23 protein-coding genes are annotated in these 26,551 nt (G+C 58.7%); 12 read left to right on the top strand and 11 right to left on the bottom strand.

Annotated elements, in window-relative coordinates:
• Nucleotides 1-7: 7 nt before the first annotated feature.
• The 4 genes from JJB97_RS06025 to JJB97_RS06040 are packed head-to-tail and all read right to left on the bottom strand — an operon-like array spanning nucleotide 8 to nucleotide 3,579.
• Complete coding sequence (locus tag JJB97_RS06025; protein ID WP_238713127.1) at nucleotides 8-1,270, bottom strand: FAD-dependent oxidoreductase; 1,263 nt, start codon at nucleotides 1,268-1,270, stop codon at nucleotides 8-10.
• Nucleotides 1,263-1,532: a (2Fe-2S)-binding protein gene (locus tag JJB97_RS06030; protein ID WP_238713128.1), complete on the bottom strand. Its 270-nt coding sequence runs from the start codon at nucleotides 1,530-1,532 to the stop codon at nucleotides 1,263-1,265. The genes JJB97_RS06025 and JJB97_RS06030 overlap by 8 nt, the downstream gene beginning before the upstream one ends.
• Nucleotides 1,529-2,641 (bottom strand): NAD(P)/FAD-dependent oxidoreductase, encoded by a 1,113-nt coding sequence (locus tag JJB97_RS06035; protein ID WP_238713129.1) that lies wholly within the window; start codon nucleotides 2,639-2,641, stop codon nucleotides 1,529-1,531. Before JJB97_RS06035 ends, JJB97_RS06030 begins: the two co-directional genes overlap by 4 nt.
• Complete coding sequence (locus JJB97_RS06040; RefSeq protein WP_238713130.1) at nucleotides 2,638-3,579, bottom strand: 4-hydroxyproline epimerase; 942 nt, start codon at nucleotides 3,577-3,579, stop codon at nucleotides 2,638-2,640. Before JJB97_RS06040 ends, JJB97_RS06035 begins: the two co-directional genes overlap by 4 nt.
• 305 nt (nucleotides 3,580-3,884) lie before the next feature.
• Here JJB97_RS06040 and JJB97_RS06045 point away from each other — a divergent pair, with 305 nt between their 5' ends.
• From JJB97_RS06045 to JJB97_RS06065, 5 genes are all read left to right on the top strand, one after another.
• Nucleotides 3,885-4,715 carry an AraC family transcriptional regulator gene (locus JJB97_RS06045; protein WP_238713131.1) on the top strand — a complete coding sequence of 277 codons (831 nt, stop codon included), beginning with the start codon at nucleotides 3,885-3,887 and terminating at the stop codon, nucleotides 4,713-4,715.
• 220 nt (nucleotides 4,716-4,935) lie between these two features.
• A complete protein-coding gene (locus JJB97_RS06050) occupies nucleotides 4,936-5,856 on the top strand; it encodes a dihydrodipicolinate synthase family protein (RefSeq protein WP_238713132.1) in 921 nt (306 codons plus the stop codon).
• 12 nt (nucleotides 5,857-5,868) lie between these two features.
• Nucleotides 5,869-7,455, top strand: a complete 1,587-nt coding sequence (locus JJB97_RS06055) for an aldehyde dehydrogenase (NADP(+)) (RefSeq protein WP_238713133.1) — start codon at nucleotides 5,869-5,871, stop codon at nucleotides 7,453-7,455.
• 18 nt (nucleotides 7,456-7,473) lie between these two features.
• On the top strand, nucleotides 7,474-9,075 hold the full coding sequence (locus JJB97_RS06060; protein WP_238713134.1) for an APC family permease: 1,602 nt from the start codon (nucleotides 7,474-7,476) through the stop codon (nucleotides 9,073-9,075).
• A gap of 12 nt (nucleotides 9,076-9,087) precedes the next feature.
• Complete coding sequence (locus JJB97_RS06065) at nucleotides 9,088-10,095, top strand: Ldh family oxidoreductase (protein ID WP_238713135.1); 1,008 nt, start codon at nucleotides 9,088-9,090, stop codon at nucleotides 10,093-10,095.
• Between the two features lie 322 nt (nucleotides 10,096-10,417).
• Here JJB97_RS06065 and JJB97_RS06070 read toward each other — a convergent pair whose 3' ends face one another.
• Nucleotides 10,418-11,350, bottom strand: a complete 933-nt coding sequence (locus JJB97_RS06070; RefSeq protein WP_238713187.1) for a LysR family transcriptional regulator — start codon at nucleotides 11,348-11,350, stop codon at nucleotides 10,418-10,420.
• Nucleotides 11,351-11,565: 215 nt separating this feature from the next.
• Here JJB97_RS06070 and lysA point away from each other — a divergent pair, with 215 nt between their 5' ends.
• The gene (gene lysA / locus JJB97_RS06075; protein ID WP_238713136.1) at nucleotides 11,566-12,813 is read left to right on the top strand and encodes a diaminopimelate decarboxylase; all 1,248 of its coding nucleotides are present in this window, start codon (nucleotides 11,566-11,568) and stop codon (nucleotides 12,811-12,813) included.
• A 1-nt stretch (nucleotide 12,814) separates the two neighbouring features.
• Here the strand turns inward: lysA and galR are convergent, their stop codons facing one another.
• A complete protein-coding gene (gene galR / locus JJB97_RS06080; protein ID WP_238713137.1) occupies nucleotides 12,815-13,843 on the bottom strand; it encodes an HTH-type transcriptional regulator GalR in 1,029 nt (342 codons plus the stop codon).
• Nucleotides 13,844-14,667: 824 nt separating this feature from the next.
• Here galR and aas point away from each other — a divergent pair.
• On the top strand, nucleotides 14,668-16,827 hold the full coding sequence (gene aas / locus JJB97_RS06085; RefSeq protein WP_238713138.1) for a bifunctional acyl-ACP--phospholipid O-acyltransferase/long-chain-fatty-acid--ACP ligase: 2,160 nt from the start codon (nucleotides 14,668-14,670) through the stop codon (nucleotides 16,825-16,827).
• Nucleotides 16,820-18,022: a lysophospholipid transporter LplT gene (gene lplT, locus JJB97_RS06090; RefSeq protein ID WP_238713139.1), complete on the top strand. Its 1,203-nt coding sequence runs from the start codon at nucleotides 16,820-16,822 to the stop codon at nucleotides 18,020-18,022. Before aas ends, lplT begins: the two co-directional genes overlap by 8 nt.
• Before the next feature lie 38 nt (nucleotides 18,023-18,060).
• Here the strand turns inward: lplT and JJB97_RS06095 are convergent, their stop codons facing one another.
• The 5 genes from JJB97_RS06095 to JJB97_RS18540 all read right to left on the bottom strand — a co-directional run bounded on the left by JJB97_RS06095 (nucleotide 18,061) and on the right by JJB97_RS18540 (nucleotide 21,341).
• A complete protein-coding gene (locus JJB97_RS06095) occupies nucleotides 18,061-19,101 on the bottom strand; it encodes an NADP(H)-dependent aldo-keto reductase (RefSeq protein WP_238713140.1) in 1,041 nt (346 codons plus the stop codon).
• Nucleotides 19,102-19,254: 153 nt separating this feature from the next.
• The gene (locus JJB97_RS06100) at nucleotides 19,255-19,473 is read right to left on the bottom strand and encodes a YgdI/YgdR family lipoprotein (protein WP_238713141.1); all 219 of its coding nucleotides are present in this window, start codon (nucleotides 19,471-19,473) and stop codon (nucleotides 19,255-19,257) included.
• Nucleotides 19,474-19,607: 134 nt separating this feature from the next.
• Nucleotides 19,608-20,321 (bottom strand): TerC family protein, encoded by a 714-nt coding sequence (locus JJB97_RS06105; RefSeq protein WP_238713142.1) that lies wholly within the window; start codon nucleotides 20,319-20,321, stop codon nucleotides 19,608-19,610.
• 92 nt (nucleotides 20,322-20,413) lie between these two features.
• A complete protein-coding gene (gene mutH, locus JJB97_RS06110; RefSeq protein ID WP_238713143.1) occupies nucleotides 20,414-21,100 on the bottom strand; it encodes a DNA mismatch repair endonuclease MutH in 687 nt (228 codons plus the stop codon).
• 118 nt (nucleotides 21,101-21,218) lie between these two features.
• The gene (locus JJB97_RS18540) at nucleotides 21,219-21,341 is read right to left on the bottom strand and encodes a hypothetical protein (RefSeq protein ID WP_263457882.1); all 123 of its coding nucleotides are present in this window, start codon (nucleotides 21,339-21,341) and stop codon (nucleotides 21,219-21,221) included.
• A gap of 441 nt (nucleotides 21,342-21,782) precedes the next feature.
• On the opposite strand from JJB97_RS18540, the gene rppH reads away from it, so the two are divergent.
• From rppH to thyA, 4 genes are all read left to right on the top strand, one after another.
• Nucleotides 21,783-22,313, top strand: a complete 531-nt coding sequence (gene rppH / locus JJB97_RS06115; protein ID WP_238713144.1) for an RNA pyrophosphohydrolase — start codon at nucleotides 21,783-21,785, stop codon at nucleotides 22,311-22,313.
• 11 nt (nucleotides 22,314-22,324) lie between these two features.
• On the top strand, nucleotides 22,325-24,571 hold the full coding sequence (gene ptsP, locus JJB97_RS06120; RefSeq protein WP_238713145.1) for a phosphoenolpyruvate--protein phosphotransferase: 2,247 nt from the start codon (nucleotides 22,325-22,327) through the stop codon (nucleotides 24,569-24,571).
• Between the two features lie 163 nt (nucleotides 24,572-24,734).
• Nucleotides 24,735-25,610, top strand: coding sequence for a prolipoprotein diacylglyceryl transferase (gene lgt / locus JJB97_RS06125; RefSeq protein WP_238713146.1), 876 nt, complete (start codon nucleotides 24,735-24,737; stop codon nucleotides 25,608-25,610).
• A 7-nt stretch (nucleotides 25,611-25,617) separates the two neighbouring features.
• Nucleotides 25,618-26,412, top strand: a complete 795-nt coding sequence (gene thyA, locus JJB97_RS06130) for a thymidylate synthase (protein WP_238713147.1) — start codon at nucleotides 25,618-25,620, stop codon at nucleotides 26,410-26,412.
• The last annotated feature ends 139 nt before the right edge of the window (nucleotides 26,413-26,551 follow it).

Genomic DNA, 26,551 nt, shown 5'->3' on the forward strand with positions numbered 1-26,551 from the left:
TAACGCCTTATTCCGGGCTGCCCGATGGCGACATATGCGCCAGCGTTTCGATGCGCGCAGGCGATAGCGGTTCGCGGGGCGCGGGCAGCGGCCAGCCCCAAAGCCAGCGCGCCGCCGCGCCGCAGATACGCCCCTGGCAGGCGCCCATACCGCAGCGATGCGTTGTTTTAGCGCAACGCCAGTTTGCGGCGCCGGCGACGTCCTCTGTCGCCACGTCTTCGCAGCGGCACAGTAAACTCTCCGGCGTACAGATATCGCCAAGCTGCGGCGAAAGAGCAAAGGCGTTTTCCAGCGCCTTTGCGAAGCGGCGCCAGCGCTCGCGCCGGGGAAAAAGATTTCGCGCCCGGGCGCCGTCATTGGCGGCGGCGTAACCGGCGATGGCGCCTTCCGCCAGCGCTAACTCGCTGCCGCCCACGCCGGTACACTCGCCTGCGGCGAAGATATCCGCAACGCCGGTTTGCTGATAGCTATCCACGGCGATAGCGACGCCTGCCAGCGGGCAGCCGAAGAGCAGGGCCGGTTCGATATTAGGAATCAGGCCGTAGCCCGTTGCCAGCCGGTCGCAGGCCAGTTCCCGCTCACGCCCTGCATGACGAATGCGTACCGCCGTCAGTCGGCTGTCGCCCAGCGCTGCGCTGACCTGGCTTGCGGGGCGCCAGCGGCGGTCTACAAGCCCCGCCAGTTGCCTGACTTTTTCCGGCCAGCGCCACAGTCCGGCGCTAAAGCGCAGCATTGCGTGCAGCGGCGCCTGCTCGACGATAGCGGCAACCTGGCCGCCGGCCTGTCGCACGCTGGCGGCTACCGCCAGCAACAGTGGGCCGCTGCCGGCAATCACTACCCGCTCTTTGGCCAGGCACAGCCTCTGCTTAAGCAACGCCTGAAGCCCGCCTGCGCCGGTGACGCCAGGCAGCGTCCAGCCCGGGAAGGGGAGCTGAAGCTCCCGGGCGCCGCAGCACAGAATGAGCCGCCGCCAGTAGAGGAGGCCGCAGTCATGTTCACGCTCGTACAGCAGGGCGCGAGGCTGCGCGCGCGCGATAAGCCGGGCGCCGCTCAGGATGCTGATATTCGGGTTATTGGCGACATCAGCACGCAGTTTACGGGCCGCCTGCGCCAGCCCGGCACCCGGCCCGTCGCGCCAGATTTGCCCGCCGGGAACAGGGTTGTCGTCAAGAATTATCACCCGTTTGCCGCAGGCGGCGGCGCTTAGCGCCGCTGCCAGTCCCGCCGGGCCTGCGCCAAGGATAGCAATATCGCAGTGTAATTCAGCCATGTTTGCCGCTCCTTAGTTGCGCGTCATGCTCTACCTGCATACCGGCGCGGCACAGTGTTTGGCAGGCCAGCCGCCGTTTTCCATCAATGAGAATGCGGCACTCCTGGCAGATGCCCATGCCGCAGAACGGCAGGCGCGGTTTGCCGCTAACGGAAAGCCGGGCCGCTGGAAGCGAGCAGCGAGCCAGCGCCGCAGCAACGCTGGTGCCGCTGGCGACCATAACGGCAACGCCGTCAATGGTTAGACTAATGGTCTGCGTCATGCGTTTAACTCCTCTTTGTTTAGCCGCGAGGCCAGCCAGGGCGCGGCGTCAATATCGCTTGCCGTTCCCGTTATCTGGTCGGTCAGCAGCCAGGCCGTGCCCGTTGCCGTGGTGACCCCCAGCCCTTCATGGCCCAGCGCCAGCCAGACGCCGGGGCGCCGCGGGTGCGGCCCCAGCAGCGGCTGGCCGTCCGGCGATGCGCTACGAAAGCCGCTCCAGCAGCGGATTAGATTAAGCTCCCCAAGTTCAGGCAGGAACGCGCAGGCGCGGCGCAGCATGGCGGCCAGCAAAGCGAGATCGATCTGCGGATCGTGATTGTCATATTCCCGGGAGGAGCCGATTAACAACTGCCCGGTTGGGCGCGGCTGAAGATTAAAAGCCACGGATTTACCCTGCGTTGCATGGGCGCTGGCGCCGTAGCTTAGCTCCACCAACTGGTGGGTAAGGCGCGGCGCATAGCGGTCGGTGATGGCAAGCTGGCCCTTCTTGACGCGCAACCACTGTTCTTCCAGCAGCGCGTTGGCCCCGCTGGCGCAGGCGAGCACAATGGCGCTCGCTCGCAGCCGCCGGCCGTCCTGCAACTGAAGCCAGGGCTCTTCCAGCGCAACGGCTTTGCCGGTGATGTGCGTCAGACGCGAGCCTGCCTGCTCGATAAACCAGCGCGCCGCGTTTGGCGCATAGATGATACCGTCTCCCTGCACCCGCAGCCCGCCTGCCAGCCCGTCGCGCAGCGCAGGTTCCTGCGCGGCGAGAGCCGTGGCGCAAAGCAGTTCGCTCTGCACCTGATATTGCGCCAGCCGCTGTCGTTTGCGCTGCGCTTCTTCCATTTCGTCGGGCGTTTGCGCCAGCCACAGGGTGCCGCAGCCGCGCCAGGCGCAGCGCCGTGAAAGCCGGGGAACGATATCGCGCCACAGCGCCAGCGACCAGGCCGTTAACGCCAGTTCGGCGGGATTGTCATCCATGCACACCAGATGGCCCATGCCTGCGGCAGTGGCACCGGCGCGTCCGTCATCCACCAGCGTCACGCGTAGCCCGCGCTGGGTCAGACGCCATGCGCAGGCGGCGCCCACAATACCCGCGCCGACGACGATAACGTCCGTGGCGCTCATAGCGCGATGCCCCAGCGGAAGGGATCGCGCTCGTCAAACAGCAGCCGCGTATCGGCGCAGACCCAGGCCGAACCGTGGATGGTGGGGATAATCTGCCTGTCATGGCGGCGGTAGCTTGCGCTAAATTCGCTGCCGATCACGCTGGTCTGGCGCCAGACCTGGCCTGGCGCGAGCAGGCCGTCCTCTGCCAGACAGGCCAGTTTGGCGCTGGTGCCGGTACCGCAGGGGGAGCGATCCCAGGCAAGTCCCGGGCAAAGTACAAAGCTTCGGCTGTCGGCGCGGGCATCGGGGCCGAACAGTTCGATATGGTCGATAATGCCGCCATCCGCGCCGCGGATCCGGGCCTGTTCCAGGCCCTGGCGTATGGCGATGGCGAAATCGGTCAACGCCGTCAGGCTGGCGGTATCAATACGTAACGGATGATCGTTGACCAGGAAAAACCAGTTACCGCCCCATGCAATATCGCCGCTGATGTCGCCGTAGCGGGTCGCGACCCGCACTCCCCGGCGCCAGCGCCAGGCAGGGACATTTTCTACTGAAACGCTGCCATCTTCGTTGAGCGTGGCGCGAACGTCGCCAACAGGGGTTTCAATGAGGTGCTGCCCGGCTTCAATTCGTCCAAGCCAGGCCAGCGAGGCGATAAGGCCGATGGTGCCGTGTCCGCACATTCCCAGAAAGCCGCTGTTATTAAAAAAAATGACGCCTGCCGTGGCGGCTGGGTTTGCCGGGCGACAGAGCAGCGCGCCGACCAGTACATCGCTGCCGCGTGGTTCCAGGACAGCGGCCTGGCGCAGGTGATCGAAGCGTTCGGCGAAGCGCTCGCGCAATTGAGCCATCGTTCCCGGCCCCAGATCGGGAAAACCTTCCACAATCAACCGGGTGGGTTCGCCGCCGGTATGTGAATCGATAATACGCAAAAAGGCAGGAGGGCGATTCATCAGTTAATGCCTCAATTGTTATAAATATGTTTCTTTATGCTGGGCGAGAAAACGACGCCTGCGCTTGAGGGTTTTCATAGCGCACAGTAGTGAAACTGGCACAGTGAGCGTTGTATTTTCTGTGCGTAGTTAATTAATTTTTTATTTATTAATAAATTATGTCTTTTTTTTACCCCATCATCCTTGTAGGGCGAAAACGAGCGGCGGCGCGCTAAATTTTCGCCGCGATCGCATTTCTCTCTTCTGTCGCTTGATTTGTTAATTTTAGGTTAATAATTATGCGAAACCGATCAGAAGGAGCCGCTATGAATTGCGTGATGTCGTCCCCGGCAGTAAGTGATGAGATTTCCCCGGCAGAGCTGAGCCGGTTTTGTGAAGGGCTTGCGCGCCAGCGCCCTGAGAATATTTATGTGCTGCTCAATGCGCTGGCGCTGATTGCTCCCCTGCTTAACGCCATACCCGGCGTGGTGTTTTTTGTTAAGGATCGTCACGCGCGTTATCTGCTGGCGAATCTGACTCTGGCCCGGCGCTGCGGATTGAGCAGCATGGCGCCGCTGCTGGGCAAGACCTCGGCGGATGTTTTTCCGCGCCGCCTGGGGCAGGGCTATACCGAACAGGATTTAAGGGTGCTGAACGAGGGGGCTACGCTGCGCGATCGGCTGGAACTGCATTTCTACAGCGGGCGTCGTACCGGCTGGTGTCTGACCCAGAAACTGGCCCTGTGCAACGCCAGCGGACAGGTCATTGGTATGGCGGGGATCTCGCATGATTTGCAGGAGGCCAGCGCCTGCCACCCGGCCTGGCAGCAGTTAGCGGCCATTGATGAGTACATCCGCACTCACTACGAACGACCCATCGCTATGGAAGAACTCACCGCGCTAAGCGGTCTGTCGGTGGCGCAAATCGAGCGTTACTGCAAACGCATCTTCCACCTGACGCCGCGCCAGATGATTCACAAAGTACGCCTGGAAAAAGCCACCGAATTGCTGGCCGGCGATATGCCGATTACCGATATCGCCCTGCAGTGCGGCTATACCGACCACAGCGCTTTTAGCCGCCAGTTTAAGGCCATGACAGGCTCTACCCCCCGTGATTTCCGGCTGACGCTGGGAGGCGAAATGAGCGTGCAATGTTAGGCTGTGTCCCTTAATCCTCATGATGCTGGCGCTGAGCGAAAACTCCGCTGGCAAGGCGCAGGGCCGTGTGGCCCTCTGTTCAACCTAATGCGCTGTGCCAATTTCGACGCGCTACAGAAGGAAAACTGTCAAGCGGTTCAGGTCCGGAGTCGTCAATCTGTTACGTGAATTAAATAAATATTCACCAATTATTAACAAAATGATGACAAGGAGACGGACCATGAGCCACTACGCGATTAGCTGGAGCGGAGTCTTTCCGGCGGTTACGACCCAGTTTCGCAGCGATTACAGCCTGGATTTGGATGCCACTCACGCGGTGATGAAGAACCTGGCGCAGGATGGCGTTTCCGGCCTGGTGGTGTGCGGCAGCGTAGGAGAAAACACCTCCCTGAGCACCGAAGAAAAAATACAAATTATTGAAGCGGCGAAAGACGCCGCCGGGGGAAAGATACCGGTTATTGCTGGCGTGGCGGAATTCACCACTGCTTTTGCCCAGCGAATGGCGCGTGAGGCGCAGCGGGTAGGCGTCGATGGCGTGATGGTGATGCCGGCGCTGGTCTATTCGTCAAAACCGCACGAGACGGCGGCCCACTTTCGCCGCGTGGCGCAGTCCGTCGATCTGCCCATTATGGTTTACAACAACCCGCCAATTTATAAAAACGACGTTACGCCTGCTATCCTGGCGACCCTGGCCGACTGCGACAACATTGTCTGTTTTAAAGACTCCTCCGGCGATACCCGCCGCTTTACCGACTTACGCAATGCGGTAGGCGATCGCTTCGTGCTGTTTGCCGGGCTGGATGACGTTGTGGTTGAGAGCGTCGCGATGGGGGCCCAGGGCTGGATATCCGGGATGTCCAACGCCTTTCCGCGTGAAGGCGAAACGCTATTCCGGCTGGCGAAGCAGCAACGCTTTGAGGAAGCGATGGCGTTGTATCGCTGGTTTATGCCGCTGCTACACCTCGACGCGCGTCCGGATCTGGTGCAGTGCATCAAACTGTGCGAGGCGCTGCTGGGGCGCGGCAGTGAAATTACCCGTCCGCCGCGCCTGGCGCTGGAGGGCGACGATCGTCGTCACGTGGAGCAAATCGTTCGCCAGGCGCTGGACAGCCGCCCGGCGTTGCCGGATGTCGGTCTGTAAGAGGAGGTGACCATGCTTAACCTGACCGGACAGCAGTTTATCGGCGCGGAGCGTACCGGCAGCGGCGAAGCGTCGCTACTTAGCCTGCGGGCAGTGGACGGCAAGCCCACAGGCTGGCGCTTTTATGCCGCAACCCCGAGCGAGGCGGATGCCGCCGCCTGCGCCGCGCAGGCGGCCTTCGCTGACTACGGGCAAACCTCGCCGCAGGCACGCGCCCTGTTTCTGGCGGCGATAGCCGATGAGCTGGACGCCCTGGGGGACGATTTTTTTGATATTGCGCACCAGGAGACGGCCCTGCCGCTGGCGCGGCTAAAAGGGGAGCGGGCGCGCACCAGCGGGCAGATGCGCCTTTTTGCCGACATGTTGCAACGCGGTGACGCCTTCATACCGCGTATCGATACGGCGCTTGCCGACAGAACGCCGCTGCCGCGCCCGGATTTGCGTCAGTATCGGGTTGCGCTGGGGCCTGTCGCGGTCTTTGGCGCCAGCAATTTTCCGCTGGCGTTTTCTACCGCCGGCGGCGATACCGCCGCAGCGCTGGCGGCTGGTTGCCCGGTCGTGTTTAAAGCTCATGAAGGGCATATGGCGACCGCAGAGCTAACCGCAGGCGCAATCGTGCAGGCGGCGGCGCGTACCGGTATGCCGCCGGGCGTCTTTAATCTGATTTTTGGTGGGCATATCGGCGCGCGCCTGGTGCAGCATCCCGCCATTCAGGCTGTGGGGTTTACCGGCTCGCTGCGCGGCGGCAGCGCGCTGATTAAGCTTGCGCAACAGCGGACGCAGCCCATTCCTGTCTTTGCTGAAATGTCTGCGGTGAACCCGCTGGTGATACTGCCGCACGCGCTGGCCGCGCGCGGCGCGCAGATAGTTCAGGATCTGGTGGCCTCCTTTACGCTGGGTTGCGGGCAGTTTTGTACAAAACCGGGGCTGATTGTGGCGATACGCAGCCCTACAACGTCGGATTTTCTGAGCCGACTGTGCGAGGCGGTTAGCCAGAGCGCGCCTCAGACCATGCTGAACCCGGCGGCGCTTGCGGGCTATCAACAGGGCGTGGCCCGGCGCGAGGCGCATACCGGCCTGACGCCGCTGGCGCAGGGGCGCTGCGCGCCAGAGCAGGCCAGCGCCCGGCTATGGCGGGCCGCGCCCGAGGCCTGGCTGGCAAAGGATGAACTGCTGCATGAAGAACTGTTCGGTCCGTCGGCGCTGGTGCTGGAAGCCGATGATGAACAACATCTGCTCGCCCTGCTTGCCGCGCTACAGGGGCAGCTTACGGCTACGCTGCATGCTGACGAGGCTGATACGCCGCTGGCGCGTCGGCTGTTGCCGCTGCTCGGCGACAGGGCCGGTCGGCTGTTGTTTAACGGTTATCCCACCGGGGTGGAAGTTTGCGACGCCATCGTACACGGCGGCCCCTGGCCTGCAACCTCCGATGTGCGTACCTCATCGGTGGGCACGCTGGCTATCGATCGCTTCCTGCGCCCGGTTTGTTTGCAAAACGCGCCGGCGGCGCTGCTGCCGCCTGCGTTGCAGGACAGTAATCCCCTCAATCTGCTGCGGCGGGTTAACGGCACGCTGACGCGCAGTCCTGTGCAGCCTTAACCAAAAGGCGGAACCCTTATGACCCTTCACACAACCGATACCCGCGTTGCGCCTGCCGCATCGCCCGGGAAATTTAAAAAACAGCTAACGCTTACCGATCTGACCTTTATCGGCCTCGGAGCTATCTTCGGATCCGGCTGGCTGTTTGCCGCCAGCCACGTAGCGAGCATTGCCGGCCCGGCCGGCATCGCCTCCTGGCTGATTGGCGGTTTCGCCGTGCTGCTGTTGGGAATTGTTTATTGCGAACTGGGGGCGGCGCTGCCGCGAGCGGGCGGCATTATCCGCTATCCGGTTTTTTCGCATGGCGCGCTGATGGGCTATTTGCTGGGTTTTATTACGCTTATCGCCTTCTCCAGCCTGATATCCATAGAAATTGTGGCCGCGCGGCAGTATGCCGCGGCCTGGTTTCCTTCGCTAAGCAAGCCAGGCTCTGGCGACCCCACGCTGCTGGGGTGGAGCGTGCAGTTTATTTTGCTGTGCGTGTTCTTTGCCCTGAACTACTACAGCGTGAAAACCTTCGCCCGTTCTAACAATATCATTAGCGTGCTGAAGTTTCTGGTGCCGCTGGCGGTGGTGGTGACGCTGTTTGCCTTTTTCCGGCCGGAAAACCTCACGGCGCAAGGCGTTGCGCCGTTCGGGGCGGCGGGGGTGGAGGCGGCGATTAGCGCTGGCGGCATTATTTTCGCCTACCTGGGGCTGACGCCGATTATCTCAGTGGCAAGCGAGGCGCAGCGGCCCCAGCGCACCATTCCGGTAGCGCTGATCCTCTCGGTCGTGCTCTCCACTATCATCTATGTGCTGCTGCAACTGGCCTTTATTGGCAGCATACCCGGCGAGCTGTTAAACGGCGGCTGGGGGGATATCAGCCGCCAGTTTTCGCTGCCGTATCGTGATATCGCCATGACGCTGGGGCTGGGCTGGCTGGCCTTTATGGTGGTGTGCGACGCCGTGGTGTCTCCGGGAGGTACCGGCAATATTTATATGAACGCCACGCCGCGGGTCGTTTACGGCTGGGCGAAGACGGGGACCTTTTATAAAATTTTTACCCGTATCGACGGCCAGTCCGGCATTCCCCGCCCGGCGCTGTGGTTGACTTTTGGGCTGTCGGTATTCTGGACGTTGCCGTTTCCCTCCTGGGAGCGGCTTATCAGCGTGGTGTCGGCGGCGCTGGTGCTGAGCTATGCGATAGCGCCGGTGACGGCCGGCGGGCTGCGTCGTAACGCGCCGGCGCTGGCGCGGCCGTTTCGGGTGCGCGGTTTTGCGATTATCGGGCCGCTGTCGTTTATGATTTCGGCGCTGATTGTTTACTGGTCGGGGTGGGCCACGCTCTGTTGGCTGCTGGGATTGCAGATCCTGATGTTCGTTATCTATGTGCTGTGCCGTAAGCGGGTGCCGACTGAGGCCGTCAGCCTGCGCCAGCAAGTGAGGTCGTCGCTGTGGCTTATCGCTTTTTACGCGCTGATTATGCTGGCCTCCTGGCTGGGCAGCTTTGGCGGCATCGGCGTGCTGGGACACCCCTGGGATACGATTGTCGTGGCAGCGATGTCGCTGGCTATTTACTATTGGGGCGTACATTCCTGCCTGCCCTGCGCCAGCTTTGGCGAGGACGAAGAAGAGTAATAAAGGAGCAAGATGGAACAGATAACCCTGACCCTTGATGCCGCCTACGATCTGGCGTTTGGGGTGCTGCGTCGCAATGGTTTTAGCGAAGCGCACGCCGCGGCGGTGGCCCGTAATACCGTAAACGGCGAGCGCGACGGCTGCGCTTCCCACGGCCTGTACCGTATCCCGGGCTGCGTACGGACGCTGCGTGCGGGCAAGGTTTCGCCCGATGCGCTGCCAACCGTGCAGGACACGGCGCCAGCGTTGGTTAAAGCGGATGCCGCCGGGGCTTTCTCGCTGCTGGCGTGGGAAAAAGCGCTGCCCTTGCTGGCGGCGAAGACGCGCCAGTGCGGTATCGCCGCGCTGGCGATTAATCGCTGCGTGCACTTTTCCGCATTGTGGGCCGATATCGAACCGCTGACGGAGCAGGGGCTGGTGGCGTTGGCCTGTACCCCAAGCCATGCCTGGGTGGCGCCGGCTGGCGGCGCCACGCCGCTGTTTGGCACCAATCCGCTGGCCTTCGGCTGGCCGAGAGCGGGCAAAGCGCCGTTTATTTTCGATATGGCGACAAGCGCGGCGGCGCGTGGCGAAATAGAGTTGCGCCGACGCGCCGGGAAACCGGCGCCGCCTGGCTGGGGGCTGGACAGCGAAGGGCGGGAAACGACCGATCCGGCGCAGATTCTGGCAGGGGCCATGCTGCCGTTCGGCGGCCATAAGGGATCGGCGCTGGCGGCGATGGTGGAACTGATTGCCGGCCCGCTGATTGGTGATATGACAAGCCAGGAGTCGCTGGATTTTGACGCCGGCGCCGGCGGGCTGCCTTACGGCGGCGAACTGATTATCGCTATGGACCCCCGGCGCTTTTTGGGCGATGACGCAGATGTTCATCTGGCCAGAGGCGAGGCGATGTTTAGCGCTATGGCAGCTCAGGGCGCGCGCATTCCCGGCGAACGCCGCCACCGCGCGCGAGCGCGCAGCGAAGCTGAAGGGGTGACGATACCGTCCGCGCTTTATCAGGAGATGACGGCGCTGGGGTGATGCAAAAAACAGCGCCTGACTGTTGCCGGGCGCCTGTAAAGCGCCAGGCGTGAAGCCGGGCTTAAGCATTCCCTGCGCAACTGCATTACGAATATAAAAAGCGATGCCGCGCAGCGCCGGTAACGGCGGTGGAATGCAGCGGCCTCGCAAAAACGGAAAGCGCGCTACCGTTACGATGTGCTGGAGGCGTACGTATAAACCCTGACGGGGAACGGCGGACGGGAAAAGGCGCGCGTTTGTGGAACGCAGGCTGCGGCTGTATGGCGAGCGGCGTTCCCGCACGGCATGCCGGATACCGCTGCGCTGTGCGTATTATATGGGGTTAGCCTGGGCGGCTTGCCGTCAGCGACGCCAGCGCATTGCTGTAATACGCAGCGCCTGCGCTCAAATGAGCGCAAAAAGCGTCAGTCAGCGCCGATGCCGGGCGATGCAGCGGGCGAATAAGGCTAATGGTGAACGGCACTGAAACGCTAAAGCGCCGCACCACTATGCCGCTTGCCGCGTAGTCCAGCGCGGTGAGCGGATTGACCACTGAAATCCCGACGCCTGCGCGCACCATAGCGCACACTGAGGCGGCGCTGTGGGTTTCAACCGCCATACGGCGACGTACCCCGTGCTCCTGAAACAGTGAGTCCAGCAACTGGCGGTAGCTGTCAGTGCGGGACAGGCTGATATAATTTTCACCGCAAAAATCCTGCGGCGTCAGCTCTGCCCGTGCCGCCAGGCGGTGATCGGCGGGCAGCACGCAGACTTCGTTGAGCGCCAGCAGTGCGATGCGCTCGGTGCCTGCGGGGGTGGAAGGCGTTTCTGTCAGCCCCAGGTCGTGGCGCTGGGCGCAGAGCCACTCTTCCAGCAGGGGGGACTCCTGCGGCACGATATTCAGGCTGACTTCCGGGTAGCGTGCCAGAAAAGGTTGCGTCAGGCGCGGTAGAAAAGACTGGGAAAATACCGGCAGACAGGCGACAGACAGTTCGCCCTGGCGAAATTCGCGCAGGTTTTGCGCAGCATCAAGGATGCGATCCAGTCCGTACCATGAGCGCTGCACCTCCTCAAACAGGCGCAGCCCCTGTACGGTGGGATGAAGGCGCCCGCGCGCGCGCTCAAACAACCTGAGTCCGATAATTTTTTCAAAGCGCGCCAGCTCGCGGCTGACCGTTGGCTGCGATGTGCGCAGCAGGGCGGCGGCTTGCGTAAGGCTGCCGGCGGTCATTACCGCATGAAAAATCTCAATATGGCGCAGATGAATCGCGGGCACGGTTTTCTCCATTGAAGGGGCATACCTGGTTTGACAACGCGCCGCTACGGCAGGCTGATGAGCAGGCCATTTGCGTCAGCGGGCTGCGGATTTATATAAAAGGGCCGTTTACGCCTTAAGCTATATCATTTTTGCATAGCCTTCCGAGAAAACGATATTTTTTATCGCCCCCTTTGCTGTGGCTAAATAGCGTTATCATATACAGGGAGATTGCTATGCCACATTCGCTTAACGCTGCTGATACCGCGCTAAACGCGGCCAGGTTAATGGCGCTGCCGGCCCGCTTTGGCTGCCCGCTGTGGGTGTACGATGCGCAAATTATACGCCGCCAGATTGCGCGCCTGCGCCAGTTTGATGTTATTCGCTTTGCGCAGAAAGCCTGCTCCAATACCCATATTCTGCGCCTGATGCGTGAGGAAGGCGTAAAGGTGGACTCGGTATCGCTGGGGGAAATTGAGCGTGCCCTGGCGGCAGGCTATCGGGCGCAGGATATCGTTTTTACCGCTGATTTGATTGATGCGCCAACGCTTGCCCGCGTTAGCGAACTGGGCATTGCGGTTAACGCCGGATCGGTGGATATGCTGGAGCAACTGGGGGCGGCATCGCCCGGACACGCCGTATGGTTGCGCGTGAACCCAGGCTTTGGGCACGGTCATAGCCAGAAGACGAATACCGGGGGAGAGAACAGCAAGCACGGTATCTGGCATGGCGATATGCCGCTGGCGCTTGCGGCTATCCAGCGATACGGCCTGAAGCTTACCGGCATCCATATGCATATCGGTTCCGGCGTGGATTACGGGCACCTTGAACAGGTATGCGGCGCAATGGTGAATCTGATTATGCAGTTTGGTCAGGATTTGCAGGCGATTTCAGCCGGGGGCGGTCTGTCTGTCCCTTATCGCGCCGGCGATGAGTCGGTCAATACCGAACACTATTACGGCTTATGGAACGCAGCGCGCGAGAAAATTGCTCGCCACCTGGGCCACCCTGTGACGCTGGAAATTGAGCCGGGGCGCTTTCTGACGGCCCAGGCAGGAGTGCTGATAGCGCAGGTGCGCAGCGTGAAAGATATGGGCGCGCGCCATTTTGTGCTGGTTGACGCCGGGTTTAATGATCTGATGCGCCCGGCGATGTACGGAAGCTACCATCATATCTCAGCGCTGGCGGCAGACGGGCGAAAGCTGGATACGGCACAGCGAGAGTGTGTGGTTGCCGGGCCGCTTTGCGAATCGGGCGATGTATTTACGCAGCTTGAGGGCGGTACGGTAGAAACGCGCATGCTGCCTGAGGTGCGCGTTGGCGATTATCTGATAATTCATGATACCGGCGCTTACGGCGCGTCAATGTCATCTAATTACAACAGCCGACCGCTGCTTGCGGAAGTGCTGCTTGACGGTGACGAAACGCGCCTTATTCGCCGCCGCCAGACCATTGAAGAGCTTCTGGCGCTGGAAAGCCTGTAGGCTAGCTGCCTGACGCGGCGTTATTTTCCTGCGCCGGCGCGGCAACGGACTGGCGACGCACAAGCGTTGGCGTAAAAAGATGCGTCGCCGTCGGCGGCGCTCTGTTTTGCGCTAATGCCAGCGCCAGTTCGGCGGCCTGCGTGGCCATTGTCATCACTGGATAGCGCACTGTTGTCAGGCGTGGGCGCACGTAGCGCGATACCAGAACGTCGTCAAAGCCAATCAGGGAGAGTTTTTTCGGCACCTCGATGCCGTTATCGTTGAGTACGCCCATTGCGCCTGCCGCCATCGAATCGTTGTAGCATGCCACGGCGGTGAACGCATTGCCGCGTCCTATCAGCTCAGTCATGGCCTGTTCGCCGCCGCTTTCATCCGGTTCGCCAAAGGCGACCAGCCGTTCGTCGCGCGGCAGCTTATGCTCCTGTAGCGCATCGTAGTAGCCGCGCAGGCGATCTTCTGCATCCGAAATCGGGTGGTTCGAGCAGAGAAAACCAATACGCGTATGGCCCATTTGAATCAAATGCCGGGTAGCGAGCCAACCGCCGAGGCGGTCATCCAGCGCCACGCAGCGGTGTTCGAAACCGGGCAGGCAGCGGTTGATCAGCACCATGCCGGGGATTTGCTCCATCAGCCTGGCCAGCATGTCGTCGGGGATCATTTTGGCATGGACCACCAGAGCCGCGCAGCGGTGGCGGATCATCTGCTCAATGGCCTGGCGCTCTTTTTCTTCATTGTGATAGCCGTTGCCGATAAGCAGAAAATTGCCGGTGCGCCAGGCGACCTGATCCAGCGCTTTTGCCATTGCGCCGAAAAAGGGATCGGATACATCGCCCACCACCAGACCGATGGTTTGCGTATTTTGCTGCGCCAGCGCGCGGGCGTTGGCGTTGGGATGATAGTTAAGTTGCTCCATCGCCTGGCTGACGGCCAGGCGCGAAGCTTCGCTGGCCTTGGGAGAGTGGTTGATAACGCGGGACACGGTGGCGACAGATACGCCAGCGAGCTGTGCAACATCTTTAATCGTCGCCATTTATTACCTCGGGTAGGGTAAGCGTTTACATTGCGTCAGTTTTACGAAAAACTGCCGCTGGTTCAAGAAGAGAACCGCTATGTTTCAGGAGATGCCGCAGAAAGGAGCGCAGTGAGTGAAAACGTTACCCTCCTGCCTTAACCTTCGGGCGCAGCCGGCGGAAGTTTGGCCGATATCATGCAGGCTCCCGGCCATTGCGCGCCAGCCTCATCTTTAACCGCCTTAACAGGGCGAGGCTGTAAATAACTGTGTTACACCTATTGAGCTTGTTCACAACGAAGGCGAAAACGGGAAATGACTCTCTTTGTAAGCTGTCGGCTATGGCTTTCCCGCTATGCTGGCGTCACTCCATGCCTGTCTTAACGTGTAACTATTTTTAAAAGGGCCGGTTGGTGCGCTGTTGGGCCGGGTTGCCGGGCCTTTAATGCCGCACGGCGCGCTAAGTTAATAACTGGCTAACTTTCAAAGGCTTCAGCGCAAATTTTTGCTTACATTTTGCGAAGGGCTGTTGCGATTCAGGGATGGCGAACGATAAGGCCACACGCTACATTTGCTCTCCCAGAGGTATTGATAGGTGGCGTTGGCGTTATGCCGAACGCAGCGATTTCACCAGCCTGCGCGGATGCGCAGGTTTTTTTTGCGCTTCTTCCGGCCGCCTGTTTCCGCTCCTCCCTTAACTCATGTAAGCTGGCCTGTCTGATATCAACCAGGCTTTTGCCGTTCGCCCTTGACCGGCAGGCCGCGCCGCTACTGCGTAGCGATGCGCACGGCACACAGCAGTGGCCGCAATCCTGGGTTTTGCCTTTTCCACAAAGGGAGTTGAGATGTTATTACGCTTTTTTCGTTACCTCTGTCAGGTACTGTTTCGGGTTCGGTTAACCGGCGATATTGCAGCGCTCAGGCAGCAGCGCGTGCTTATTACGCCCAACCACGTTTCGTTTATTGACGGCGTGCTGCTGGCGCTGTTTTTACCGGTACGCCCGGTGTTTGCCGTTTACAGCTCTATCAGCAATCGCTGGTTTATGCGCTGGCTAAAGCCGCTGATTGATTTTGTGCCGCTTGATCCGAGCAAACCGATGTCGGTTAAGCACCTGGTTCGGCTGTTGGAACAGGGCAGGCCGGTAGTTATCTTCCCGGAAGGGCGCATCTCAGTAAGCGGCTCGCTGATGAAAATTTATGACGGAGCAGGCTTTGTGGCGGCGAAATCACAGGCAACCGTCGTGCCGGTGCGTATTGACGGCGCGGAGCTGACTTACTTCAGCCGCCTGAAAGGGCGTGTGCGCCAGCGGTTATTTCCGCGCATTACCCTGCATATTCTGCCGCCGACCAGTATACCCATGCCGGTCGCGCCGAGCGCCAGAGCGCGCCGCCGTCTGGCCGGTGAAACGCTGCATCAGATTATGATGGAAGCGCAAATGGCGGTGCGCCCACGTCATACGCTGTTTGATGCGCTGCTTGCCGCGCAATATCGTTACGGCGAAAGTAAACGCTGTATTGAGGATATTAATTTCACGCCGGACAGCTACCGCAAGCTGCTGATGAAAACCCTGTTTGTTGCCCGCATTCTGGAAAAATACAGCAAACGGCGGGAAACGATAGGCCTGATGCTGCCCAATGCCGCCATCAGCGCTGCGGTTATTTTTGGCGCCGTCTGTCGCGGGCGTATTCCGGCTATGATGAACTATACCGCTGGCGTTAAGGGGCTGAACGCGGCGATTACCGCAGCGCAAATCCAGACTGTGTTTACCTCGCGTCAGTTTATGGACAAGGGCAAACTGTGGCATCTGCCGGAACAGCTTACCGGCGTGCGCTGGGTGTTTCTTGAAGATCTTAAAGGCGAGGCGACGCTTGCCGATAAACTGTGGATTTTTTCGCACGCGTTTGCGCCTAAGCTGGCGCAGGTTAAGCAGGCGCCTGAGGATGCGGCGATGGTGCTGTTTACATCAGGCTCGGAGGGCAGTCCAAAGGGCGTGGTGCACAGCCATAAGAGCCTGCTGGCGAACGTTGAGCAGATACGCGCCGTGGCCGATTTTACGGCTGATGACAAGTTTATGTCGGCGCTGCCGCTATTTCACTCTTTTGGCTTGACGGTGGGGCTGTTTACGCCGCTGCTGACAGGCGCGCAGGTCTTTCTCTACCCAAGCCCGCTGCACTATCGCGTAGTGCCGGAGCTGACTTACGATCGTAACTGTACCGTCATTTTCGCCACCTCAACCTTCCTGGGCCACTATGCGCGTTTCGCCCATCCTTACGACTTCTACCGCGTGCGTTATGTGGTGGCCGGGGCCGAAAAATTACAGGAAAACACGCGCCGTCTCTGGCAGGAAAAATTTGGTCTGCGTGTTCTGGAAGGCTATGGCGTCACCGAGTGCGCGCCGGTAGTCTCCATCAATGTGCCAATGGCGGCAAAGTCGGGCACTGTGGGACGTATTTTACCCGCGATGGACGCGCGCCTGATGGCCGTGCCCGGCATTGAAGACGGCGGGCGCCTGCAGTTGCGCGGGCCAAACATCATGAAAGGTTATCTGCGCGTGGAAAACCCCGGCGTGCTGGAAGCGCCAGAGGCTGAAAATGCGCGCGGCGAGAAGGAAAAGGGCTGGTACGATACCGGCGATATCGTGACCTTTGACGAACAGGGCTACTGCGTTATCCAGGGGCGCGCTAAACGGTTTGCGAAAATTGCCGGAGAGATGGTGTCGCTGGAAACGGTTGAGCAGGTGGCGCTGGCGGTTTCGCCTGAAAAACTTCACGCTACCGTGATTAAAACCGACGCCAGCAAGGGTGAGGCGCTGGTGCTGTTCACCACGGATGCGCAACTGACGCGTGAACGCCTGCTGCAACAGGCGCGCAGCGCCGGCGTACCGGAGCTGGCGGTGCCGCGTGATATCCGCGTGCTTAAGCAACTGCCGCTGCTTGGCAGCGGCAAGCCGGATTTTGTTGCCCTGAAAACTATGCTGGACGATGCGGAGAATATTCATGGCTGACACTTCCGCATCGGCCAGCGGCCAGACGCTCTATTCCCGGGGAATGATGGCGGTTATCGCCGCGCAGTTTTTCTCAGCCTTTGGCGATAACGCGCTACTGTTTGTCACGCTGGCAGTGCTCAAGGCGCGTTTCTACCCGGACTGGAGCCAGCCTGTGCTGCAAATGGCGTTTGTAGCGGCGTACATCCTGTTTGCGCCTTTTGTCGGCCAGGTGGCCGACAGTTTTGCCAAGGGGCGGGTCATGATGGGCGCCAATGCCCTGAAACTGTTTGGCGCCGGCGCGATTTGTTTTGGCTTCAACCCCTTTATTGGCTATATGCTGGTCGGGATTGGCGCGGCGGCTTATTCGCCCGCCAAGTACGGTATTCTCGGCGAACTGACCACCGGCGACAGGCTGGTGAAAGCCAATGGCCTGATGGAATCGTCGACTATCGCCGCTATCCTGCTGGGGTCAATGGCGGGAGGCGTGCTGGCTGACTGGAGCCTGACGGCGGCGCTGGGCGTATGCGTGCTGGCCTATGCCATTGCCGTTGCCGCGAATTTGCTCATCCCGCGGCTTGCGGCGGCGCGCCCGGGCCATACCTGGCATCCGGCTGCGATGGCGCGCGGTTTTTTCGCTGCCTGCGCTACGCTGTGGCGCGATGGCGAAACGCGCTTTTCGCTGCTTGGCACCAGCCTGTTCTGGGGCGCGGGCGTGACGCTGCGCTTCCTGCTGGTTTTGTGGGTGCCGGCGGCGCTGGGCATTACCGACAACGCCACCCCGACCTATCTTAACGCCTCGGTGGCGGTTGGTATCGTAGTCGGCGCCGGCGCGGCGGCGAAGCTGGTTACGCTGAAAACCGTCGCGCGCTGTATGCCCGCTGGCGTGTTGATTGGCGTGGCGGTAGGGTTTTTGGCCGTGCAAAATGCGCAGCTTCCCTCTTACCTGCTGCTGGCGCTAACGGGTATGCTCGGCGGCTTTTTTGTGGTGCCGCTCAATGCGCTGCTGCAGGATCGCGGTAAAAAAACGGTCGGGGCGGGTAATGCTATTGCGGTGCAGAATCTGGGCGAGAATGCGGCCATGCTGCTGATGCTCGGGCTTTATTCGCTGGCGGTGAAAGCCGGCGCTCCGGCGGTGGGTATCGGCGTAGGGTTTGGCGCATTATTCGCGCTGGCGATTGCCGCGCTGTGGTACTGGAAGCGTCGTTGCCGGTAAGTTGTAGCGTCGGCCGCAAATGTGGCCGACAAAACAGTTTACGGCGCCGGATAGGTATACGTTCGGTGAACGGCTTCCAGTTCGGCCAGCGCTGCTTCGCTAAGCGTCAGGCGCAGGCTTTCCACATTCGTTTTCAACTGCGCAAGCGTGGTGGCGCCAAGCAGCGTGCTGGCAACGAATTTTTGCTGGCGCACGAAGGCCAGCGCCATCTGCGCCGGGTCAAGCCCGTGGCGTTTTGCCACATCCACATAAGCGGCTACGGCTTTCTCCGACTGCTCGCCGCTGTAGCGCGTAAAGCGGCTAAATAACGTGTTGCGCGCGCCGGCGGGCTTTTCGCCGTTAAGGTATTTTCCAGTTAGCACGCCAAAAGCCAGGCAGGAATAGGCCAGCAGCTCAACGCCTTCGCGCTGGCTGATTTCCGAAAGGCCCACTTCAAAGCTGCGGTTAAGCAGACTGTAGGGGTTCTGGATAGTGACGATGCGCGGAAGATTGTGTTTTTCAGCCAGCGCCAGATAGCGCATGACGCCCCAGGCGGTTTCATTCGAAACGCCGATATAGCGAATTTTACCCGCTCGCTGGCATTCGGTGAGCGCCTCAAGGGTTTCCAGCAGCGTGACCGGCAGCGGATCGTCGTTCCAGCTATAACCGAGTTTGCCAAAGCAGTTGGTCGTGCGCTGCGGCCAGTGTACCTGATAAAGATCGAGATAATCGGTTTGCAGACGTTTCAGACTGGCATCAAGCGCTTCGCGGATATTTTTGCGATCCAGTATCTGGTTTGGGCGAATGCCGCTATCGCCGTTGCGCGTGGGGCCGCTCACTTTGGAGGCGATGATAAGTTTTTCACGGCTGCCGCGTTTGTTAAGCCAGTTGCCGACATAAGTTTCCGTCAGGCCCTGCGTTTGCGGACGCGGCGGGACAGGATACATTTCCGCGACGTCTATTAAATTGATACCCTGGCTTACGGCATAATCGAGCTGTGTATGAGCATCGGCTTCACTGTTTTGCTCACCAAAGGTCATTGTGCCAAGACCGAGTGCGCTGATTTCCAGCGAGCTGTGAGGGATGCGGTGATAATGCATTGCCGGTTTCCTTTTCTCATTCTTGTGCAACGGCGGCGGAGCAGGAGCCCCGACGCAAAGAGCCTTAACAATGGCAGAGGGCGCAGAAAAGGGAAAGGGGGAAGCGTAGCAACTTATAAAAAAGGTCAGCAGTAAACTGACCTTGCTTATTCTTTAGCGCTCAATGATTTGTGATACGTCATTGCGGTTGATTTGCATCTCGTTGCCCTGAATGTCCCGATATTTAACCAACCCGGTATCATCGTCTATTTCAGGTTTGCCTTCTGTCAGAATCATTCTGCCGTCTTTGGTCGCCATAACGTAATCGCTGGTACAGCCGGAGACTGCGAATACAATGCCTACGGCAGAAATGGCAACAGCCCATTTTTTCATTATTTTGATCCTCGCCCGGTTTATCCTTTCGATAAGTCTAGTAATAGCCTGGCTTTATGGAGAAAAAAAGTATGAAAATCTTAAAATGGCCTGATTTTTGTCATAAATGACCCCCTGCGGCAGGGGGCTGTAGTTCAAAGCGGGTTCTTTTTATTACGCACGAGATTAAGCACTTCAACCAGCATGGAAAAGAACATTGCGAAGTAAATATAGCCTTTTGGCACGTCGATATCGAAGCTTTCCAGCATTAGCGTGAAGCCCACCAGAATAAGAAAAGCGAGCGCCAGCATTTTCACAGACGGATGTCTGTCCACAAATTCGCCGATAGGGCGCGCGGCAAACATCATTACGCCAACCGCAATGACTACGGCGGCCATCATAATAATAAGATGATCGGAGAGGCCGACGGCGGTAATGACGGAATCCAGGCTAAAGATGATATCCAGCACCATGATTTGCACAATCGCGCCCCAAAAGGAGTGGACACTGGTTTTGGTTTCTTCGCCGCCGCCTTCAATCGTTTCGTGAATTTCTTTACTGGATTTCCAGATAAGAAACAGGCCGCCGCACAGCAGTATCAGGCCGCGTGCTGAGACGGTGTGGCCAAATAACTGGAATAATGGCGCAGTCAGGTGACTTATCCAGGCAATGGATGCCAGCAGCGCCAGACGCATCATCATGGCCGCTGTAAGACCCAGGCGGCGCGCTTTATTCTGCTGATGCTTTGGCAGTTTGGCGACGACCAGGGAGAGAAAAATAATATTATCGATCCCAAGCACGATTTCGAGCAGCGTCAGCGTGCCGAGCGCCAGCCAGGCGTTGGGGTCTGTTATCCATGCGAGCAACATTTGTCATCCTGTGAAATAAGAAAATAAAAATCCGCCCGGCAGAGGACGGTCAACTACAGTATACGCCACGCGTTGCGGAGCATAAACGGCGGCTATAGCAGAAAGTGCCGCGCAAGAAGGGCCGCAGTGAACGGTTTTTTCAGATAAAAACCTCGCGGCAGCGTCAGGATTGCCTCGCCGTGCGCGCCTACGGCTTCCGTTAATGCGCGGCTGTTGGCGGCTTTGGGGCGTAGCTGGAGCACTTCTCCGTGACGGGCGGTAATTTTTTCAACCCGGCCCAGCACGATGAGATCCATCAATTCTTCCCAGTCGCGACGCAGTTGTTCTTCTTCCTGCGCCGACGGGCTCCACAGCAGCGGCGTTCCGACACGGCGCTCGCCCAGGGGGATACGGCGTTCGCCCTCAACCGGCACCCACAGCACCCGATGCAGCTTATGGCGCACATGGCTGGTCTCCCAGACTACCCCCGTATTGCCCGTAAGCGGCGCGACGCACACAAACGTGGTTTCCAGCGGGCGGCCAAGCTTGTCGACAGGAATGGTTTTCAGTTCAACGCCGATAGCGGCGAAATCCTGCTCTGGTTTGCTGCCGGCGCTGGCGCCCAGCCACAGTTCAAGCAGCACGCCAATCCAGCCTTTATCACGCTTTAAATCGCCCGGAATGGGCAAACCCGCCAGCGTAGCCAGTTCGCTAAGGCTGTAGCCCGCCAGTCGGCTGGCCTGGCGCATTAGTTCTTCTTCGCTGCGAGGCGGGTGACGCAAGGGTTGTAGAGTTTCCATGAGGTCGACGGAGTGGTTAAAAATTGAGCGAAAATATTACCGCACGGAGGTGAAGTGTACTCCGGTAAAGGCGATATTTACAATAACATGATTTATATGGATTTTTGTCAGCCTGCTGTCAGCACGGCGCTACGGTAAAGCCGGTTTTCCATTTCTTGTCACCGACAATGAACAGGATCTTACACCAGGTTATCCACAGAAAAATGGGATAACCGGGAAAAATCCTTACCACTGTTTCCATTTACAGCCTTGACGCAGGGGTATTTTGCCGTTTTACGGCAATTTGCGTCTAACTTATTGGCATAATTTGTGGATAAAAACGGCGCTGTTCGATATTTCATCAGTGGTCGGGAGAGGAACGTGAACAGCGTCACAAACTCGGGATAAGAGCGGGGCAAAATTACACTATCCTGTTAAATATAAATACATTATTCTCTCTTTGTTATTTTGCCTGAAGGCGTAAATATAAAGTTTTCCCGCGCTCATCCGTTGGTTCTTCACAGTGATATCCACAGAAAAAGTGAATAAAAGCGCGCTGAAAGGGTGTTGATTGTTTATAACTACCTTCAGATTTGTGAATTATTCAAACGTTATACCGGTCGCGTCCCGTCAAGAGAGTGGTTTACCGGCTTACGCGAGTGTGAAACAATCGTGCTTATTCAGTTTTTTTTGAGGTAGTCCCGTGATCGACGATGATGGCTACCGCCCAAACGTTGGTATCGTTATTTGTAACCGGCAGGGCCAGGTCATGTGGGCCAGGCGTTTTGGTCAACACTCCTGGCAGTTTCCCCAGGGAGGCATCAATCCGGGCGAATCTGCGGAACAGGCGATGTATCGGGAATTGTTTGAAGAGGTAGGGCTGCATCGTAAGGATGTCCGCCTGCTGGCTTCGACCCGAAACTGGCTGCGCTACAAATTACCGAAACGTTTGGTGCGTTGGGACACAAAGCCGGTTTGTATTGGCCAAAAACAGAAATGGTTTCTTTTACAACTGACCGGCAGCGACAGCGATATTAATCTGCACACCAGCGGTACGCCGGAATTCGACGGCTGGCGCTGGGTCAGCTTCTGGTATCCGGTACGCCAGGTTGTTTCGTTTAAACGCGACGTTTATCGCCGGGTGATGAAAGAGTTTGTCGGCACCGTTATGCCGCTCCAGGAGAATACCCCGGTGCGCAATACGTCCTCCGGCTGGCGGAGAAAACGAGGTTAAGCCACACGTCTATGCTCACTGTGCTGCGTGAAATTGTCGAAAAAGTCGCCAGCGCGCCGCGTCTGAACGAGGCGCTGCGTATTCTTGTCGATGATATCTGCCAGGCGATGGACACCGAAGTCTGTTCGGTATACCTCGCAGACCATGAGCGCCGCTGCTACTACCTGATGGCGACCCGCGGTTTGAAAAAACCGCGTAATCGCACGGTAGCGCTGGCCTTTGACGAAGGTCTGGTCGGCCTGGTCGGCCGCCTGGCCGAGCCGATTAACCTTGCCGATGCGCATAAGCATCCCAGTTTCAAGTACATCCCCGTCGTTAAAGAAGATAAATTTCGCTCCTTCCTTGGGGTGCCGATTATTCAGCGCCGCCAGTTGCTTGGCGTGCTGGTCGTACAGCAGCGCGAGCTGCGCCAGTTCGACGAAGGCGAAGAATCGTTTCTCGTCACGCTGGCGACGCAAATGGCGGCCATTCTCTCCCAGTCCCGCCTGACGGCGCTGTTTGGTCAATATCGCCAGTCGCGTATTCGCGCGCTGGCGGCCTCGCCTGGCGTGGCGGTGGCCGAAGGCTGGGTGGACGCCACATTGCCGCTACTGGAGCAGGTTACCGAGGCATCGGCGCTTAATCCGGCGCAGGAACGCGAGCGCCTGACGACGGCGCTTGAAGAGGCGTCGGCGGAGTTTCGGCGCTTTAGCAATCGCTTTGCCGCCGGCGCGCAAAAAGAAACGGCCGCTATTTTTGACCTTTACTCCCACCTGCTGGCCGATGCCCGCCTGCGTCGCGAGCTGTATATGGAGGTGGATAAAGGCTACGTCGCTGAGTGGGCGGTAAAACAGGTTATCGAGAAATTTGCAGCCCAGTTTGCCGCGCTTAGCGACGGATATATGAAAGAGCGCGCGGGGGACTTGCGCATGCTGGGCCAGCGCCTGTTGTTCCATCTTGATATAACGCTTCCAGGCCCCAGCGTCTGGCCTTCGCGTTTTGTGCTGGTGGCTGACGAACTCTCCGCAGCGACGCTTGCGGAGCTGCCTGCCGACAGGCTGGCGGGCGTGGTCGTGCGCGACGGGGCCGCTAACTCACACGCGGCCATTATGGTGCGTGCGATGGGCGTGCCTACGGTAATGGGCGCCGATATTCAGCCTGCGCTATTGCAGGGCAGAATGCTGGTCGTGGATGGTTACCGCGGCGAAGTGCTTATCGATCCTGAACCGGTGCTGCTGGCGGAATATCGCCGGCTGATTAACGAAGAAGACGCGCTGAGTAAGCTTGCCGAAGGCGAAGCCGCTCAACCTGCGCGGCTTAAAAGCGGCGAGCGGATACAGGTGATGCTTAACGCAGGCCTCAGCCCCGAGCATGAACAAAAGCTGGGCGTTTATATCGACGGCATTGGTCTGTATCGCACCGAAATACCGTTTATGCTGCAAAGCGGTTTTCCATCGGAAGAAGAGCAGGTTGCTCAGTATCAGGGGATGCTGCAAATATTCCATGACAAGCCGGTAACGCTACGTACGCTGGATGTCGGGGCGGATAAACAGCTTCCCTATATGCCTATCAGTGAAGAGAACCCCTGCCTGGGCTGGCGCGGTATCCGCATTACGCTCGATCAGCCGGAGATCTTCCTGATTCAGGTGCGCGCGATGCTGCGCGCTAATGTGGCAACCGATAACCTTGGCGTTTTGCTGCCAATGATAACCAGCATTGAGGAAGTGGATGAGGCGCGTCGCCTGATTGATCGGGCGCGACAGGAAGTGGAAGATGGGTTGGGATACGCCATCCCCATGCCGCGTATTGGCGTAATGATTGAAGTGCCTTCCATGATCTTTATGCTTCCCCAGCTCAGGGGACGGGTGGATTTTATCTCGGTAGGTTCTAATGACCTGACGCAGTATCTGTTGGCGGTTGATCGTAACAATACCCATGTGGCAGGGCTGTATGACAGCTTGCATCCCGCCGTTTTACGGGCGCTGAGCACAATCTCCACGACGGCGAAGGCGCTTGGAATTACGCTTAGTCTGTGTGGTGAAATGGCGGGCGATCCTATGTGCGTTGCGCTTTTGATAGGTATGGGCTATCACCAACTTTCTATGAATGGCCGTTCGGTGGCGCGCGTGAAATACCTGCTGCGCCATATCGACGCCGCTGAAGCCCGGGATCTGGCGCAGCGCAGCCTGGAGATGCAGATGGCCGTGGAAGTGCGCCACCAGGTCGCGGCGTTTATGGAGCGGCGCGGCATGGGCGGGCTTATTCGCGGCGGCCTGTAAGCCGCGTATTGGGCAAATTTCGTTACCTTTCTTTTACATCAGCGCATCGGCATTACTGCAGCGCTTTATGCTATTATCCGCTGCTTCAGGCGCGCGTCTTTGTGGCGCGCAGCGTAACGCCTGCCAATTTTTCTGGTTATATAACAAAGCATTATGGTGACAGATGAATAGTGGCTATCTGCGTTTTCCTAACTTCGATCCGGTGATTTTTTCTATAGGCCCGGTGTCGCTCCACTGGTACGGATTGATGTATCTGGTGGGGTTTGTTTTCGCGATGTGGCTGGCCGTGCGCCGGGCGAACCGCCCAGGCAGCGGCTGGAGTAAAACGGAAGTTGAAAATCTGCTTTATGCCGGTTTTCTCGGCGTTTTCCTGGGAGGGCGCATCGGCTATGTGCTGTTTTACAACCTGCCGCTGTTTCTGGACGATCCACTTTACCTGTTCCGCGTCTGGGATGGCGGCATGTCGTTCCACGGCGGCCTGATCGGCGTTATCTGCGTAATGTTCATCTTCGCATACCGTACCAAACGCACCTTTTTTCAGGTATCGGACTTTATCGCGCCGCTCATCCCCTTTGGCCTCGGCGCCGGGCGGCTTGGCAACTTTATTAACGGAGAACTGTGGGGCCGCGTGGATCCGGACTTTCGCTTTACGATGCTCTTCCCTGGCTCGCGCAGCGAGGATCTTGGCCTGCTGCAGACTCATCCGCAATGGCAGGCGCTGTTTAATACCTATGGTTCGCTGCCGCGCCATATGTCGCAGCTTTATGAAATGGCGCTTGAGGGGATTGTGCTGTTTATCATCCTGAACCTGTTTATTCGCAAGCCGCGCCCCACCGGCGCGGTATCCGGTCTGTTCCTGATAGGCTACGGGGCGTTTCGCATTATTGTGGAATTTTTCCGCCAGCCGGACGCGCAGTTTACTGGCGCCTGGGTACAGTACATCAGCATGGGACAAATCCTCTCCCTGCCGATGATTGTGGCCGGTATTGCGATGATGATTTGGGCCTATCGCCGCCGCCCGCAGCAGCAGATTTCGTGAGGAAGCAATGAAACAGTACCTGGATTTAATGGCAAAAGTATTGGCTGAAGGCACGCCGAAGAACGATCGTACCGGTACCGGCACGCTGTCGCTCTTCGGCCATCAGATGCGCTTTGATTTACGTGAAGGCTTCCCGCTGGTGACCACCAAACGCTGCCATTTACGCTCGATTATTTATGAACTGCTCTGGTTTCTTAAGGGCGACACCAATATTGCCTGGCTGCGTGAAAACAATGTCACCATCTGGGATGAATGGGCCGATGAGAACGGCAGCCTTGGCCCGGTTTACGGTAAGCAGTGGCGCGCCTGGGGGGCGCCTGACGGACGAAGCATCGATCAGATTGCAAAAGTGGTCGAGCAGCTTAAAACCGATCCGGATTCGCGCCGCATTATTGTTTCTGCATGGAATGTGGGCGAGCTGGAACAGATGGCGCTGGCGCCGTGCCATGCGTTTTTCCAGTTTTACGTAGCGGACGGCCGCCTCTCCTGCCAGCTTTACCAGCGCTCCTGCGATGTCTTCCTGGGCCTGCCGTTTAACATTGCCAGCTATGCGTTGTTGGTGCATATGCTGGCGCAGCAGTGCGGGCTTGAGGTGGGCGATTTTGTCTGGACTGGCGGCGATACGCATCTTTACAGCAATCACCTTGAGCAAGCGAACCTGCAGCTTACGCGCGAGCCGCGCCCGCTGCCGAAATTGGTGATTAAACGCAAGCCGGCTTCGCTGTTTGACTACCGCTTTGAAGATTTTGATATTGAGGGCTACGATCCGTATCCGGCAATCAAAGCGCCGGTGGCGGTTTGACACTTCTCACAAGCGGTGCGCTTAGCGCGCCGTCAGATTGTTGATAAAGAAGGAAAAAACGGGGTTTTTCCTTCTTTGTGGTAATCAGGCGAAAATCAATGCATTGATTTTCCCTATTTTTTATTGAGTTTCATCCATC

The organism is Tenebrionibacter intestinalis, assembly GCF_016632365.1.
GTDB classification, from domain to species: domain Bacteria; phylum Pseudomonadota; class Gammaproteobacteria; order Enterobacterales; family Enterobacteriaceae; genus Tenebrionibacter; species Tenebrionibacter intestinalis.